At 34.0% G+C, this 13,280-nt stretch carries 15 protein-coding genes; 7 read left to right on the top strand and 8 right to left on the bottom strand.

What is annotated here, in order from left to right; all coding sequences use genetic code 11:
• Positions 1 to 6 precede the first annotated feature (6 nt).
• The 3 genes from AN959_RS08155 to AN959_RS08145 form a co-directional block, all read right to left on the bottom strand.
• Positions 7 to 585, bottom strand: a complete 579-nt coding sequence (locus AN959_RS08155; RefSeq protein WP_056829772.1) for an SCO family protein — start codon at positions 583 to 585, stop codon at positions 7 to 9.
• 37 nt (positions 586 to 622) lie between these two features.
• Entirely contained in the window at positions 623 to 958 is a 336-nt protein-coding gene (locus AN959_RS08150; RefSeq protein WP_253278891.1) for a hypothetical protein, read from the bottom strand.
• Positions 959 to 1,092: 134 nt separating this feature from the next.
• Positions 1,093 to 1,512 carry a hypothetical protein gene (locus AN959_RS08145; RefSeq protein WP_056829767.1) on the bottom strand — a complete coding sequence of 140 codons (420 nt, stop codon included), beginning with the start codon at positions 1,510 to 1,512 and terminating at the stop codon, positions 1,093 to 1,095.
• A 315-nt stretch (positions 1,513 to 1,827) separates the two neighbouring features.
• On the opposite strand from AN959_RS08145, the gene AN959_RS08140 reads away from it, so the two are divergent.
• From AN959_RS08140 to AN959_RS08130, 3 genes are all read left to right on the top strand, one after another.
• Complete coding sequence (locus AN959_RS08140; protein ID WP_056829765.1) at positions 1,828 to 3,867, top strand: hypothetical protein; 2,040 nt, start codon at positions 1,828 to 1,830, stop codon at positions 3,865 to 3,867.
• A gap of 57 nt (positions 3,868 to 3,924) precedes the next feature.
• Complete coding sequence (locus AN959_RS08135) at positions 3,925 to 4,638, top strand: collagen-like protein (RefSeq protein WP_056829763.1); 714 nt, start codon at positions 3,925 to 3,927, stop codon at positions 4,636 to 4,638.
• A 334-nt stretch (positions 4,639 to 4,972) separates the two neighbouring features.
• Positions 4,973 to 6,568: an ABC-F family ATP-binding cassette domain-containing protein gene (locus AN959_RS08130; RefSeq protein ID WP_056829761.1), complete on the top strand. Its 1,596-nt coding sequence runs from the start codon at positions 4,973 to 4,975 to the stop codon at positions 6,566 to 6,568.
• A 57-nt stretch (positions 6,569 to 6,625) separates the two neighbouring features.
• On the opposite strand, the gene AN959_RS08125 is transcribed toward AN959_RS08130, so the two are convergent.
• Complete coding sequence (locus AN959_RS08125; RefSeq protein WP_056829759.1) at positions 6,626 to 7,891, bottom strand: S-adenosylmethionine decarboxylase related protein; 1,266 nt, start codon at positions 7,889 to 7,891, stop codon at positions 6,626 to 6,628.
• A gap of 130 nt (positions 7,892 to 8,021) precedes the next feature.
• Entirely contained in the window at positions 8,022 to 8,504 is a 483-nt protein-coding gene (locus AN959_RS08120; protein WP_056829757.1) for a YkvA family protein, read from the bottom strand.
• 100 nt (positions 8,505 to 8,604) lie between these two features.
• Between AN959_RS08120 and AN959_RS08115 the strand changes: the two genes are divergently transcribed.
• The gene (locus tag AN959_RS08115) at positions 8,605 to 9,243 is read left to right on the top strand and encodes a hypothetical protein (RefSeq protein ID WP_056829755.1); all 639 of its coding nucleotides are present in this window, start codon (positions 8,605 to 8,607) and stop codon (positions 9,241 to 9,243) included.
• A gap of 47 nt (positions 9,244 to 9,290) precedes the next feature.
• Here the strand turns inward: AN959_RS08115 and AN959_RS08110 are convergent, their stop codons facing one another.
• The 3 genes from AN959_RS08110 to AN959_RS08100 form a co-directional block, all read right to left on the bottom strand.
• The gene (locus AN959_RS08110; protein WP_056829753.1) at positions 9,291 to 10,115 is read right to left on the bottom strand and encodes an STAS domain-containing protein; all 825 of its coding nucleotides are present in this window, start codon (positions 10,113 to 10,115) and stop codon (positions 9,291 to 9,293) included.
• 133 nt (positions 10,116 to 10,248) lie between these two features.
• Positions 10,249 to 10,449: a cold-shock protein gene (locus AN959_RS08105; RefSeq protein ID WP_053589611.1), complete on the bottom strand. Its 201-nt coding sequence runs from the start codon at positions 10,447 to 10,449 to the stop codon at positions 10,249 to 10,251.
• A gap of 191 nt (positions 10,450 to 10,640) precedes the next feature.
• On the bottom strand, positions 10,641 to 10,919 hold the full coding sequence (locus AN959_RS08100; protein WP_056829751.1) for a DUF1033 family protein: 279 nt from the start codon (positions 10,917 to 10,919) through the stop codon (positions 10,641 to 10,643).
• A 161-nt stretch (positions 10,920 to 11,080) separates the two neighbouring features.
• Here AN959_RS08100 and AN959_RS08095 point away from each other — a divergent pair, with 161 nt between their 5' ends.
• The 3 genes from AN959_RS08095 (at position 11,081) to AN959_RS08085 (ending at position 13,275) form a co-directional block, all read left to right on the top strand.
• On the top strand, positions 11,081 to 11,362 hold the full coding sequence (locus tag AN959_RS08095; RefSeq protein WP_056829750.1) for an acylphosphatase: 282 nt from the start codon (positions 11,081 to 11,083) through the stop codon (positions 11,360 to 11,362).
• A 79-nt stretch (positions 11,363 to 11,441) separates the two neighbouring features.
• Complete coding sequence (locus tag AN959_RS08090) at positions 11,442 to 12,119, top strand: 5-bromo-4-chloroindolyl phosphate hydrolysis family protein (protein WP_056829748.1); 678 nt, start codon at positions 11,442 to 11,444, stop codon at positions 12,117 to 12,119.
• On the top strand, positions 12,091 to 13,275 hold the full coding sequence (locus AN959_RS08085) for a toxic anion resistance protein (RefSeq protein ID WP_056829746.1): 1,185 nt from the start codon (positions 12,091 to 12,093) through the stop codon (positions 13,273 to 13,275). The genes AN959_RS08090 and AN959_RS08085 overlap by 29 nt, the downstream gene beginning before the upstream one ends.
• Positions 13,276 to 13,280: the final 5 nt, after the last annotated feature.

The raw sequence follows: 13,280 nt of genomic DNA, 5'->3' as shown, positions 1-13,280 counted from the left end.
CCCCAATCACTTTATTAGCTGTTGTAAATGATTTGCGATTTCTTCTATATTCACTCGTTTACTCCCTACCGCCATGTCATGATGAGCTCGAATTTGATCATTTGAATCCACTATATACATAGAGGTGGAGTGAGTAAGAAATCCATTCTCGTCTTTTTTATAGTAAAAATCGAAGTTATTAGTTAATTCTTTTGTATCTTCTTCTGAGCCTCTTAAAAACAACCAATTAGTGCTTGATATCTCAAATAAATTTTTATACTGCAGGATTCGCTTATTTGTATCATATTCTGGATCCAGCGTGACAGATAGGATAATATACTGATCTTCTGATATCCCCTTTTCCTTCATTAATTGTTGCAATTTTATTAGGTCCATCATGGTGGTAGGGCAAATATCCGGGCAATTAGTATAGTAGAAAGAAATAAGCTTTGGTTTTTTCTCTATGGACAAATCATTTCCACTTACTTCAGAGAGTTTCCATTCTTTTACTTCACCAATATTTGGTAAATTAATTGATTTCGGCCATAAGAAAAAGAATGCCATAAAACCTATAACTAATATCAATATACTGACAAATGCTTTCATTGGTCCCTCCAAATAACTTATTGTGAAAAGAGTATTTTTACACTTTAAACGAATAACGGATGAAATGACTTATGAGCGCATGAAGACAAGCAGCAAAAATAGTAATACTATACATATTTGTTGCAATCATCGTTTCTGACTCTATGGGAATATTGCATAGTGCAGGATTTTTTAGAACAGCACCTAGCATTGTCCCCATAATTCCGCCCATTGCGCCATTATAAATACCAATTAGTGTAGCAGGAGCCTTCATGATTGCACTAAATTTCCACCCAATGAATAATCCAATTAATACTGGAAGAAGAGAAAAAACTCTTTCTATGGAAAAAAGCAATAGTTCAAGATAAAGTGCTAAGACAAATGAAGAACTCATGGTTATGGCCATACACATTGTCTTAATAAATCGATCATCAAAAATCCAATGTTTCTTTTTGAAAATTCTATAAACAAAGCCTAATTCAATTAGATTCCACGTAAATAACATCATGATGAGTAGCAAGGATTACATCACGACCTTTTTATTGAAATAATAATTGTCATTAAACTTAAAACAAAAAAAATATGCATGAACCAAACAAACACAGTTGGCATTTCTAATACTGTTCCAATCATCGGCGACATCAACCCTATGAGCATTCCATTTGTTAAGCCTGTCACAAATGTTTGATAATCGAATAACTTTCCAAATGATCCCCCCGTTATCATTCCTAACGACGTGGCTATAATGGTAATTAAAGTGAAATGAAAAGGAAATTGGATTATTAGAAGTACACCGAATAATAAAGAAATCATGCCTCCCATAACAACACTAATATTCATTCCTAATTGAAAACCAATTAGTTTCTTGTTTTTTCGTAAGTACATATAAAAACCAATAATTAAACAGACATCTAAATATAGGAAAAGCAAAATTTTAGTATGTTCCATAGCCCCACCTCTACATACGTTATGTAATATTGGAAGAAAACGAAACGTGTCCTATATAAAACTCTTTGAGATATAAGCTAGTAGGCAGTCTGACAGATCAGCAGTCACCTCTTTAACTCTTTTTATCCATTGTTCATACACTATGTACAGTTTCACGTTATATGTGAGGACTAAAAGCATAATAAATATACTTAGAACTGGAAACACTCGAAAACACTTTATTCTACTAATATAAAGAGAGGAATAAGAAAAGTTTTTTCTTTGCTTTAAATACTAAATCTATTATGCTATTTACTATTATTCGGGAGGTATTTTATGGAAGTTGGACCGATTAATGCTTTTGATGGATTTCCTATATGGTATAAAGATGAAAATGGTTTACGGCTTCAACTAAACGTTGACCCTACTGATCCATTCTCTGGTATCACTCCTGCTGATTTACCAGATCCATCACAACCAGTCTCTTTCCCAAATAATTATCCAGGAGAGGCTTTTTATATGCAGGCCGAAGCTGAAATGACAACGGGTACGGGTGAAAGAGCTAGGCTCGTTTTGGCATTGGAAGCTGCATTTGTAAATGAAGTTCCAAGAGACGATGAACAGGTTGTGTTTGGCAGAGTACGTATTCGTGTTGCAGGATTACAGCCAAATATAGAATATACGGTTACACATCCTTATGGAGTCGACACATTCATCGCTGAACCAGATGGAGAGGGCTTCGGAGAAATTAATTTTACTGAAGATATTGGAGGATTAAACGGCGGTGAGTTTCATCTTGCACTGAATAGTCGTGTGCATCCTTTCTTACAATGGGATCCTTCTGTAGCACCAAGTGCCCCAGAAGGATATATTGGCAACCCTGCTGTGTTACATCCAATTGTCGGAAGTTTATTTACTGATCGATTCGGGCAGCCTCAAAACTATTTTCGTATTGAAGGTCCCGGAATCGGGATCGGCTCACCAGATCGTTCAACTACCCCAGGAATTAACGGAGATAACTGTATTGAAACGAACAACTTTACGTTATTAGGAAAAATCTCAACAATTTCTGGTGTTGATGTAACAAGAGCTACTTACACACAAAACGAAAGTTTAGGTGGATTGTTAGATGTATTCGCTACGTCTGACGATACGGCTCAAACTATTAATGTTACTGGAACCGGTTTTAACTCTACATTATTACAAGGTAGCGACGGCCAATATTTTACTCGTCTTCGTTATACGGGTGCACGTCCTCCCAGTACTATTACAGTTACAAATTTAAGTGATAATCCTAACAGTATAAAAGAAGTTGTCCCAGTTGACTTTATTACGGCATCAGCAAACTATGACACGGATACTCAAGACCTTATTATCACCGCTACATCTAGCGATTCAATTGGTGCACCTATTTTATCAATAGCAGACTTTGGCCTTGGTGAAATAATCATTCCATCAGATGGGATTAGTACGACAAATCTCACTTTTGCACCAGCCGTTGTGACGATTAACTCAACCGCAGGAGGTATTAGTTCTATACCGGTAAGTGTGACAGGATCACCAGATGGTCCGATTCCTGTGGCGTCCAATGCCGGTGAAGATGAAACAGTCATTTTCGGTTCTACGGTTACCCTTAACGGTTCTAACTCTACTGGTGTTATCACATCTTTCAGTTGGACTCAGCTTTCAGGTACACCAATTACATTAACAGGAAGTAATACTCCAACACCAACCTTTATAGCACCTAATTCAACTACAACTCTTGTATTTGAATTAACTGTTGAAGGTGAAGGTGGCCCATCCAGAGACACAGTGAATATTTCAGTAATAGAATTTGCACCAATACCTATTGCAATTGCAGGACCTGATCAAACCGTTTCAATAGGATCAGTCGTAACGTTAGCGGGGAATGCAACGGGCAGTGTTACAAACTATCAATGGGAACAAATCTCTGGGTTTCCTGTTCAGTTAACCAATGCGAACACATCAACAGCTACCTTTACCTTTCCTGCACAATCAACAACCCTATCTTTCCGATTAACCGTTAGTGGTCCTGGAGGCACTTCGTCTGACGACATCCAAATAACAAGCTTCCCCGAAAACCTTACTGTGACTCGTGCAGAATTTCGAACTGGGGAGGCTGAATGGCGAATTACTGGAACATCGAATGTGATTGGTCCTGAAGTCATTATTTCCATCTATATCGGTAATGTGTCGGGAGGTCGTCTACTCTCACAAGTGTCAGTAGATACGCTTGGAGAATGGGAGTATCGAGTAGAAGGATCTACCGTACAACCTGATGAAACAAGAGCAATTTCGATTCAATCTAGCTCGGGTGGAACACTCAATAATATCCCACTTAATATTCGTAATTAATATAAATAAGAAATTCGGCTATTCTAAACTAGTTTAATAAAGAAAGGAGAAGATCGCATGGATCAATGTCCAAAATGCAACGAGCAGTATTGTAAATGCGAACTTGGATCAAGAGGACCAAGAGGATATCAAGGCCCTCCAGGACCAAAGGGTGAACAAGGTCCCCCAGGGCCTAAAGGGGAACAAGGCCCTCCAGGACCAAGAGGACCAAAAGGAGAAACAGGACGTGGTAAACAAGGACCAGAAGGACTAAGAGGACCAAGAGGCTATGATGGCCCTCCAGGACCTAGTGGAGGGTCCCCAGGACCAAGGGGTGAACAAGGTCCTCCAGGATTAAAAGGGGAACAAGGCCCTCCAGGACCAAGAGGAGAACGTGGACCGGCCGGTACCTTAGATTCAGCTTATGGATTTGCCTATTCCGAATCTGAAAGTTTTGTATCTGGTGATGTGAAATTTATCATTGCTGGTCCATTACAAGATGTTGAATTAAAACGTGATGGCCTTGCGGTGGCAAAAGCTGGGGTATATCAAATTAGCTATAAAGTAATATTGGAAACAAATGATGAAACGAACATTCCTTCAAAGTTTCAAATCAAAATCAATGATGCTGTTAAGGTAGCATCATCAACGACACAATCTACTACTTCTACTACTCTAACTTCCACTGAATTATTTTCTTTATTGGAAGGAGACATTGTTAAGCTAGTTGCAGAATTACAGGAAGGTTTTAGTTATAGATTGGCAACATTATTAATTATACAAGTTGGATAAATTAAATTTAAAAGCTACACTTACAGCTAATAGGCGATATTTGTAGCTTTTTTTCTATAAATTTAATAGAAACTAAAAAACTCTTTTTGTAGTAATAACTTGGATTACCTATTCTGCGTATCTTTTATCTCTTGTGCCTCTCCTTTACCTCCGTAACAATTTTATTCTAAGGCCCTACTTTCTCTTATGTGCCAGAAAGTCGTTTATAATCCTGATTAATTACTAGTCAAAGTCACTCGGCTAATTAACTTGAATCCCTTTAAATAAAGGGATTATTTATTTTGTTTAAATTCCATGCTATAATAAGAGCATTGTGAATTTAGGAGGTACGAGTATGATTGCAGTAAGTAATGTTAGTCTTCGTTTTGGTGACCGTAAGTTATTTGAAGACGTAAATATAAAATTCACTCCAGGTAACTGTTATGGATTAATCGGTGCTAATGGAGCAGGAAAATCAACATTTATAAAAATTCTCTCTGGGGAAATAGAGCCTCAAGAGGGTAACGTAATTATGAACCCTGATGAACGTCTAGCGATTTTAAAGCAAAATCACTTTGAGTACGAGGAATATACTGTTTTAGAAACAGTAATAATGGGTCATAAACGTTTATATGAAGTAATGAATGAAAAAAATGCTATATACATGAAAGAAGACTTTTCCGATGAAGATGGCATGCGAGCAGCTGAATTGGAAGGCGAATTTGCTGATTTGAATGGCTGGGAAGCAGAATCCGAAGCAGCAATCCTTTTACAAGGTTTAGGAATTCCAGATAGCATGCATCAAAAGAAAATGTCTGAGTTAACTGGTTCTGAAAAAGTAAAAGTGTTATTATCTCAAGCATTATTTGGTAAGCCAGATGTTCTTTTACTGGATGAGCCAACAAACCATTTAGACATTAAAGCTATAAAGTGGTTAGAGGACTTTCTTATTAATTTTGAGAACACAGTTATTGTTGTGTCCCATGACCGACATTTCTTAAACAAAGTATGTACACATATTGCTGATCTAGACTTTAGTAAAATTCAAGTTTATGTTGGTAACTATGATTTCTGGTATGAGTCAAGTCAACTTGCCCTTAAAATGTCGCAAGATCAGAATAGTAAAAAAGAAGAGAAAATTAAAGAACTACAGGCATTTATTGCTCGATTTAGTGCAAATGCTTCCAAATCAAAACAAGCAACTTCTCGTAAAAAAATGTTAGATAAAATTGAACTAGATGATATCAAGCCTTCTTCACGTAAGTATCCATATGTAAACTTTGCGATGAAACGAGAAATCGGTAATGACGTTCTTCAAGTTCAGGACTTGGGGTACACATTTGAGGGAGAAAAATTATTTTCTCAAATAAATTTCACTTTGAATAAAGATGACAAAATTATTCTTATTGGTGATGAATTAGCTAAATCTGCTTTACTTCGAATTCTTGCTGAAGAGGAGGAACCACAAGAAGGCTCCATTCGTTGGGGTGTAACTACTTCACGTGCATATTTCCCTCTCGATAATGCTAAATATTTTGAAGGCAGCGAAGCTACACTTGTAGATTGGTTACGTCAGTACTCTCCAGAGGACGAAAGTGAAACATTCCTTCGAGGATTTTTAGGACGTATGTTATTCTCTGGTGAAGAAGTGAAGAAAAAACCATCTGTCCTCTCAGGAGGAGAAAAAGTTCGCTGTATGTTATCCAAAATGATGCTATCCGAATCAAATGTTCTACTTCTTGACGAGCCAACTAACCATTTGGATCTCGAATCAATTCAAGCATTAAATAATGGACTAATCGCATTTAAAGGCGCAATGATATTTACATCTCATGACCATCAATTCATTCAAACGATTGCAAATCGTGTTATTGAAATTAAAGAAGACGGTTCAATCTTAGATAAGCAGTTATCATATGATGAATATTTGGAATGGAAAGAACAACAATAAAAATAATAGGGTATTCTTATTCGATACTTATCGAATGAGAATACCCTTTTTTTATTACTATGGTCTATTTAGTCTTTGATGTAAAAGTCCATCTGATTGCTTGTTTTCACCTATTACAAAATCAGTCATATAATAGGAAAGATATTTGCCATAATGATTTCTCGTTTTCAACAATAGCTCATCAACATAATACGAACCTTTTGGTATTTGGTCTAAAAGCAATACTGCTAATGATGCATAAACTCCGCAAGCTACTTGAAAGTAGGTTGCATTCGTTTTGAATTTCTTTAAAATCTCATTATTATTTCCTATATTGTATATAAAACATTCTTTATCCTCATAAACTAGAAGCACGCCAATTAAATCTTCTCCAATTAAAGGCGATTCGAGAGGATCCAATACTTTCTTTTCCAAACTCCAAAGCTTATCCAATTCATCTATATTCGAACGGATTAACTCTGTTGTATGGTCATTTACCTTATATAAAAAGCCACACTCAAAATCAAATTGCTTTCCTAATGTGAGTACTTCCTCATGCGGCATTAAGCATCCATAAAACTGTTTGTCCCCTAACGACACCTTATATTCAATATTATAAACCTTTTCATATAAGAAATGGGGAGTGTGTTGCTTCATAAACATAGGATAGTTTAATATAGCCTCATCTAAAAAACTTTCTGGAGACCAAGTAGTATAAATGACATTCTCTTTAGCTATTTTATTGTTTTTATAAAATGTATTGTCATGTTCAACAATATAACAACCAAGAGCTTTACCTTCTGATGCATGCATATTTAGTAACTCGATTGCCATCCATTGCACTACACCTGGATTCATTCCAGAACCAATTATAGAAGTGGAATTATTTAATAAATCTTTCTTCTTTTCTAGAATATTTAATCGCTCAATTAACCCAAATCTTTCGTCTTGCTTTTCATCTCCATCAATTATTGTATTCTCTAGTGCTGTGTTTACATATTTAATACCTAATTGATCACAAATTTCAAGCATTTTAACAGTATCTGCACGAGAAACATCTATAACTACAGTTGTCATCGATTGTTTAAGATGATTCCTAAAATAATTAATATCATTTAAATCAAATTGATGGATTTCGAATTGGTTCATTAAATTAGGAAACAAATTAGTAAAATAGCATTCCTCTCTTTGCTTTTGATCAATTAAATGAATCTTACTATGCTTTATATGACAATGAATTGGATCCTCTGTATCACTCACCGACTGATTTAAAACAGAGAGTATGGATTTTGCAACCCCTCCACTACTCCCCAGTATTGATATCACTGTATTACTAACATTCACTCTACCACCTCGTATATTTTTTATTAATATATGAGATAAAATTAATAGAGTTTAGACAAACGGCTTATAGATTCCTAAATAAAAAACGACTTTAAATTCACGAGAAAATTTAAAGTCATTTCTATTATGATTATTTTGAAGTCTTCAACAATCTGCTAAGCAAAGATCTTGCAGGAAGCTTACCGAGCAACGAATTACTTGACTCAGATATTTTCTTTAAAGCATCTAACAACTTATGATCCCCTGCCCAATGCTCTTCAATAATGTCAGGGGAAAATTTATTTAATAACATATTAATTACAAACGTGGCAACAATAATATCATCAATAAAGCCACCTGGACCAACTAAACCTTCTGGCAACACATCGATTGGAGTAATAAAATATAATATTCCACTACCAATCAAAGTCTTACTTTTAGTATCAATACGATTATCGACCATTGCTTTAACTAATAAATGAAAAAGATCAGGAGCAAATAATAAATAGGGAGCGAATTTACTCGCTTTTCCTGTTTTACTTTCTAAGAAATCCGTCATTTTTACACGTAACTTTTCATAAAAATCTTTCTGTTCCTCATAGGCTGGTATATCTTTTTTTAGTTCAAAGTTCATTAGAATCTCCCCTCTCTCATTTTACTATACCAAAAAACATTTATTTTGAAACATTACAGCTCTTGTAAGCGACTATTTTAACAAATATAGGAGGGTTAAAATGAAAAGATTTCTTTTTCTAATAATACCATTTCTTTTTCTTATTGCTTGCCAAGCGAATGAGGAAGAAATCATTGAACCTAATAACGACACACCCACTAGTGCAGAAAATGAAACTACAATTCAAGATAAAACCTTAGCTGAATTTTTCCAAGAAGATCAAACTATTGCAAATTTTAAAGGTGAAGGAAATGAATATGCCTCTTACACTTTGCAAACACAACATCCATATGAAAACTACGTCGTAACGTATGAAGATAATGGAGGTACCATTGTTCAAAGAATTTACCGGATTACAAAAGACAATATCGGTCTGCTCTCAGAAATGGGAGAAGCGTATGATCCTGTTATACCTTCTTTTAAAGAATTGGAATCTATGCAAGTAATTGATATATATTTAGCTGCTCCACTTGAGGTGGGTACACGATTCAATGATTGGGAAATTATTTCTACTCTAGAAACTGTAGAAACAGAATTCCATACCTTTGAAAATGTTATTGTAATAGAAAAAAAGGAAGAACAGGGAAATATTACTCGAAAGTTCTTAGTAAAAGACTATGGCGAAATTAAAAGAGAATTTATTATGGTTTCAGATGAAGCAGAAGTAATCGTCACTTCTACATTTGAAAAGTTATTATAATTTAAAGAAGCTAATCATAATTAGATTAGCTTCTTCTATGTGATCAATTATTTTATTAGGAATTCATTTAAAGCTTGTTGTAAAGTACCAAAAGTTTTTGTTTCTTTATCAAAATTAATCCCTAGTTTAATCATTTGTCTAACAACATCTGGACGCAAGCCAGTAATAATTGTGCGACATCCCATCATGGAAGTACCGTATATAGTTTTCATTAGGTTTTCAATAACTTTGTTTTCCATTTCAGCTATGCCTGATAAGTCAATAATTAATATTTGTATATGAAGTCTATTAATCTCTGTTAAAACCTTTTCCTCTAGAATAGTCGTTCTAAATGAGTCCATTGTTCCAATTAAAGGTAGTATACATATAGTTGGTGTTATTGGAATAATTGGAACAGATAAGTTTTCAACTACTTCCCTTTGAGACAAAAGCAATGCATCCTTAAATGTTGAATAGTTAATAAAGAATGAATTTAAAAAGTCATCAATTTGATTATTGAGTTGTTTTTCCAATAAGAATATTGAATCTAAATTGAACTTTTGCTTTTCCTTGTTAAGTTCCTGCATGAAGCTCCAAAGGGTCCTGCGAATTGCCTGTACCCATTCCAGTTTAAAAGATAAAGTTAAGGAATGTGTTGCCCACGCGATTCCTTCTTGTTTTGCAAATAGCTTAAGTTCTGTTTGTTTATCGCCATCAAGGATAAAATCAATAAGTTTGTGTGCATTATTAATGAGGTCAATTTCACCAACCCTTAAGATGTCGGTTATTTTATCTTTTACATTTACAGCTTGACTCAATAATTGGTTTTCAAAATCTTGTTTATGTTTATTAAAATACCCTTTTACATCCTCATCTATAAGTACCTTTTCCAAATCATTTCCCCCTAGAGTTATTAATGCTTTCAAGAATTCTTTTTTCCCCTTTTAAGCAATCTTTAAACATAAATTATAAATAAAATTAACAAAAAAAAGAAGCCCATCGAAATGATGAGCTTCTCTTCTATTATTATAGTTTTGTTACGTTTGCAGCTTGAGGTCCGCGGTTTCCTTCAACTACTTCAAATTCTACTTTTTGACCTTCTTCAAGTGATTTGAAGCCTTCTCCAAGAATAGCTGAAAAGTGTACGAATACATCATTTTCGCCTTCTACTTCGATAAATCCAAATCCTTTTTCAGCGTTGAACCATTTTACAGTACCTTGTTTCATTCTATTACCTCCAAAAGTATTAATCAATATGTGAAAAACAAAAATTCACATATTCCATGAAGTACCGACATCACATCGATCACTACATAGGATATGTGAATTTCAAAACCGGCTTCTCACTATGAATTGTTATTTAAATTATATCAGTTGGATAAATTTAGTCAACAAATAATTTTATAATTCAAAATCGTTTATCGAAGATCATTCCAAATGATACCATGGTAAATTTGGAGATCCTCGTCACATGAATCACAAAAACATTGTTCTTTTACTGACCAAAATGCCCAATATTTATCTCTTTTTACTTTTTCAAAAGGGAAATTTTGTCTAAATTCCTCCAGTTTCTTATTTAAATATTCAAGCGCCTCATTTTCTTCTTTAAATGAAACCAGTTCTACTATATGCTCTTCCCAACCTTCAAATTCATACCAAGGTTCGTAATCTGCTTTCATATAAATAATTTCAATCATTTAATCGCCTTCTAACATATATTGTTATTTCATATTTTACTGCTATCTCTAAGAAAGTCTACTCAAATGACTTATTCAGAACATTAATAAATTGAAAATCCTTTAATTTTCAGTTAAGTTAAATGTACAAGTAATTATACATCTCAAAGGGGAAGATTTTTTTGAATAAACGAGCACATATTATTATGCGTAGTGATGTAGATGGTGTGGGTTTTCGTTTTTTAGTTAAACAAAAGGCTCAATCTCTTGGACTAAAAGGGCAGTGCAAGCAAAATAACGAGAAAGACATAATGATAGACATTGAAGGGAATACTAAGAGTATGGAAGAATTCATTCAATTTATTCAAAAAGGGGTATCTCCTTTTATGAAAAACAACTCATTTGAAATTGAGTTCTTTGACGATTTAATTGGATATACTACAATGGAAACAGATATTGTATAATTCCCTTTGCACTCTTTATATGAAACCTTCTTGTCTCCCATTCGTATAATGTATTGTATATATAAGGAGGTTACAAATTATGACTGAAGTTGCCCAAACTTTCATTCGACATTTTTTAAATATACCTATAATGATCACTTCTTGGTTCATTTTCTTTTTTGCATTTGATACAAGTTTTCTTATTAGTTCAGCTCTAGCTATTGGAATTTATTTTATATCAAATTTTAGTATAAAAAAGTTACAACAAAGAAGCATTATGAAAAAACACCAGCTGACTGTTTCGGAATATTTTCATATTCAAAAGCAGTTAAAAGAGGCGAATGTTAAAATTCGTACATTAAATAGCCTATACCTAAAGGTTAGATCTATAAGTTCATTTAAACAACTTTTCGAAATGACTCGCCTTGCAAAACGAATTATTTCATTGGTTAAAGCAAATCCAAAGAAATTTTATCATGCTGAGAACTTTTTCTATGCACATTTAGACTCAGCAGTTGAGCTTACTTCGAAATACACGTTATTAGTAAGTCAGCCTATTAAAAACAATGACATGAAAATCGCTCTACAAGATACGAGAGATACTTTACAAGCTATCAATTATAAAATGGAGGAAGATTTAAAAGATGTCCTCGCCACAGATATTGAACATTTAAAAATGGAATTGGATTTCGCTAAATTGTCTGTTGGCAAAAAAGAACAACCTTTATATTTAAAAGGAGAATCAGAAAATGACCGAAAAACTATCGAATACAAATAATGATTTCTTAATGGATGAATTATTAGAAAGTCCATTTGAAATGGCAAAGCCTCTAGAACAGCCAGTAACAACTACTTCTGGAGAACAAACTCCTACAAAACTAATTGATCGTTTATCTGAAGTTGAAAAGCAAAAAGCGAAGCAATTGGCAGATCAAATTCCTGCTGGAAATTATGAGGCAATATTAACATATGGGGCTAATGCACAAACTGAACTTTCTCGTTTTTCCCATCAAATGCTTGATCATGTTCAAAAGAAAGATATTGGTCCTGTAGGAGATATTTTAGGGGATTTAATGAATAAGCTTTCTGAAATAAATCCAGAAGAATTAACTACACAAAAGAAATCAGGACTCAAAAAATTATTTAATCGAGTTAATCGCTCTGTTCAGGAAATGATGACAAAATATCAAAAGTTAAGTACTCAAATTGATAGAATTGGTATACAGTTAGAACATTCCAAACGAGGACTTGTAGAAGATGTTCATATGCTGGACAAACTTTATGAGCAAAATAAAACCTATTTCCAAGCATTAAATGTATATATTGCTGCAGCGGAATTAAAAAAAGAAGAGATTATTAATAATACAATTCCAGAACTCCGTAGAAAAGCAGAGGCTTCCAATGATCAAATGGCGTATCAGGAAGTTAACGATATGGCCCAGTTTTTAGATCGATTAGAAAAAAGAGTATATGACTTACAATTATCAAGACAAATTACCATTCAGAGTGCTCCACAGATTCGTATGATACAACAAACCAATCAAACGTTAGCTGAAAAAATACAATCGTCAATTATGACGTCTATTCCTCTTTGGAAAAACCAAATTGCGATTGCGTTAACACTTAATCGTCAAGCAAAAGCCGTAGAAGCTCAAAAACAAGTGACAAAAACTACAAATGATTTACTTTTAAAGAATTCAGAGATGCTAAAAGTGAATAGTATTGAAACAGCAAAAGAGAATGAACGTGGTATAGTTGAAATTGACACATTGAAGAAAACCCAAGAAAACCTTTTACAAACAATTGAAGAAACAATTCGTATTCAAGCAGACGGTAGAGTCAAACGAAAAGCTGCAGAAATTGAAATCGGTCGTATGGAGGAAGAATTAAAACAACGTCTCCTATTAATTGCAGAACAATCTCAAAAGAATTAACAACT

It is taken from the genome of Psychrobacillus sp. FJAT-21963, from assembly GCF_001420585.1.
GTDB lineage: Bacteria > Bacillota > Bacilli > Bacillales_A > Planococcaceae > Psychrobacillus.
The sequence above is the reverse complement of the archived record's forward strand: the minus strand, read 5'-3'. Positions and strand labels throughout refer to the sequence as shown.

Bases quoted from the DNA above. Each gene is read 5' to 3' on its own strand.
- AN959_RS08085 (WP_056829746.1), top strand. From the start codon at position 12,091: ATGACCGAAAAACTATCGAATACAAATAATGATTTCTTAATGGATGAA.
- AN959_RS08100 (WP_056829751.1), bottom strand. From the start codon at position 10,919: ATGATTGAAATTATTTATATGAAAGCAGATTACGAACCTTGGTATGAA.
- AN959_RS08090 (WP_056829748.1), top strand. From the start codon at position 11,442: ATGACTGAAGTTGCCCAAACTTTCATTCGACATTTTTTAAATATACCT.
- AN959_RS08140 (WP_056829765.1), top strand. From the start codon at position 1,828: ATGGAAGTTGGACCGATTAATGCTTTTGATGGATTTCCTATATGGTAT.
- AN959_RS08105 (WP_053589611.1), bottom strand. From the start codon at position 10,449: ATGAAACAAGGTACTGTAAAATGGTTCAACGCTGAAAAAGGATTTGGA.
- AN959_RS08145 (WP_056829767.1), bottom strand. From the start codon at position 1,512: ATGGAACATACTAAAATTTTGCTTTTCCTATATTTAGATGTCTGTTTA.
- AN959_RS08120 (WP_056829757.1), bottom strand. From the start codon at position 8,504: ATGAACTTTGAACTAAAAAAAGATATACCAGCCTATGAGGAACAGAAA.
- AN959_RS08130 (WP_056829761.1), top strand. From the start codon at position 4,973: ATGATTGCAGTAAGTAATGTTAGTCTTCGTTTTGGTGACCGTAAGTTA.
- AN959_RS08115 (WP_056829755.1), top strand. From the start codon at position 8,605: ATGAAAAGATTTCTTTTTCTAATAATACCATTTCTTTTTCTTATTGCT.
- AN959_RS08150 (WP_253278891.1), bottom strand. From the start codon at position 958: ATGAGTTCTTCATTTGTCTTAGCACTTTATCTTGAACTATTGCTTTTT.
- AN959_RS08155 (WP_056829772.1), bottom strand. From the start codon at position 585: ATGAAAGCATTTGTCAGTATATTGATATTAGTTATAGGTTTTATGGCA.
- AN959_RS08135 (WP_056829763.1), top strand. From the start codon at position 3,925: ATGGATCAATGTCCAAAATGCAACGAGCAGTATTGTAAATGCGAACTT.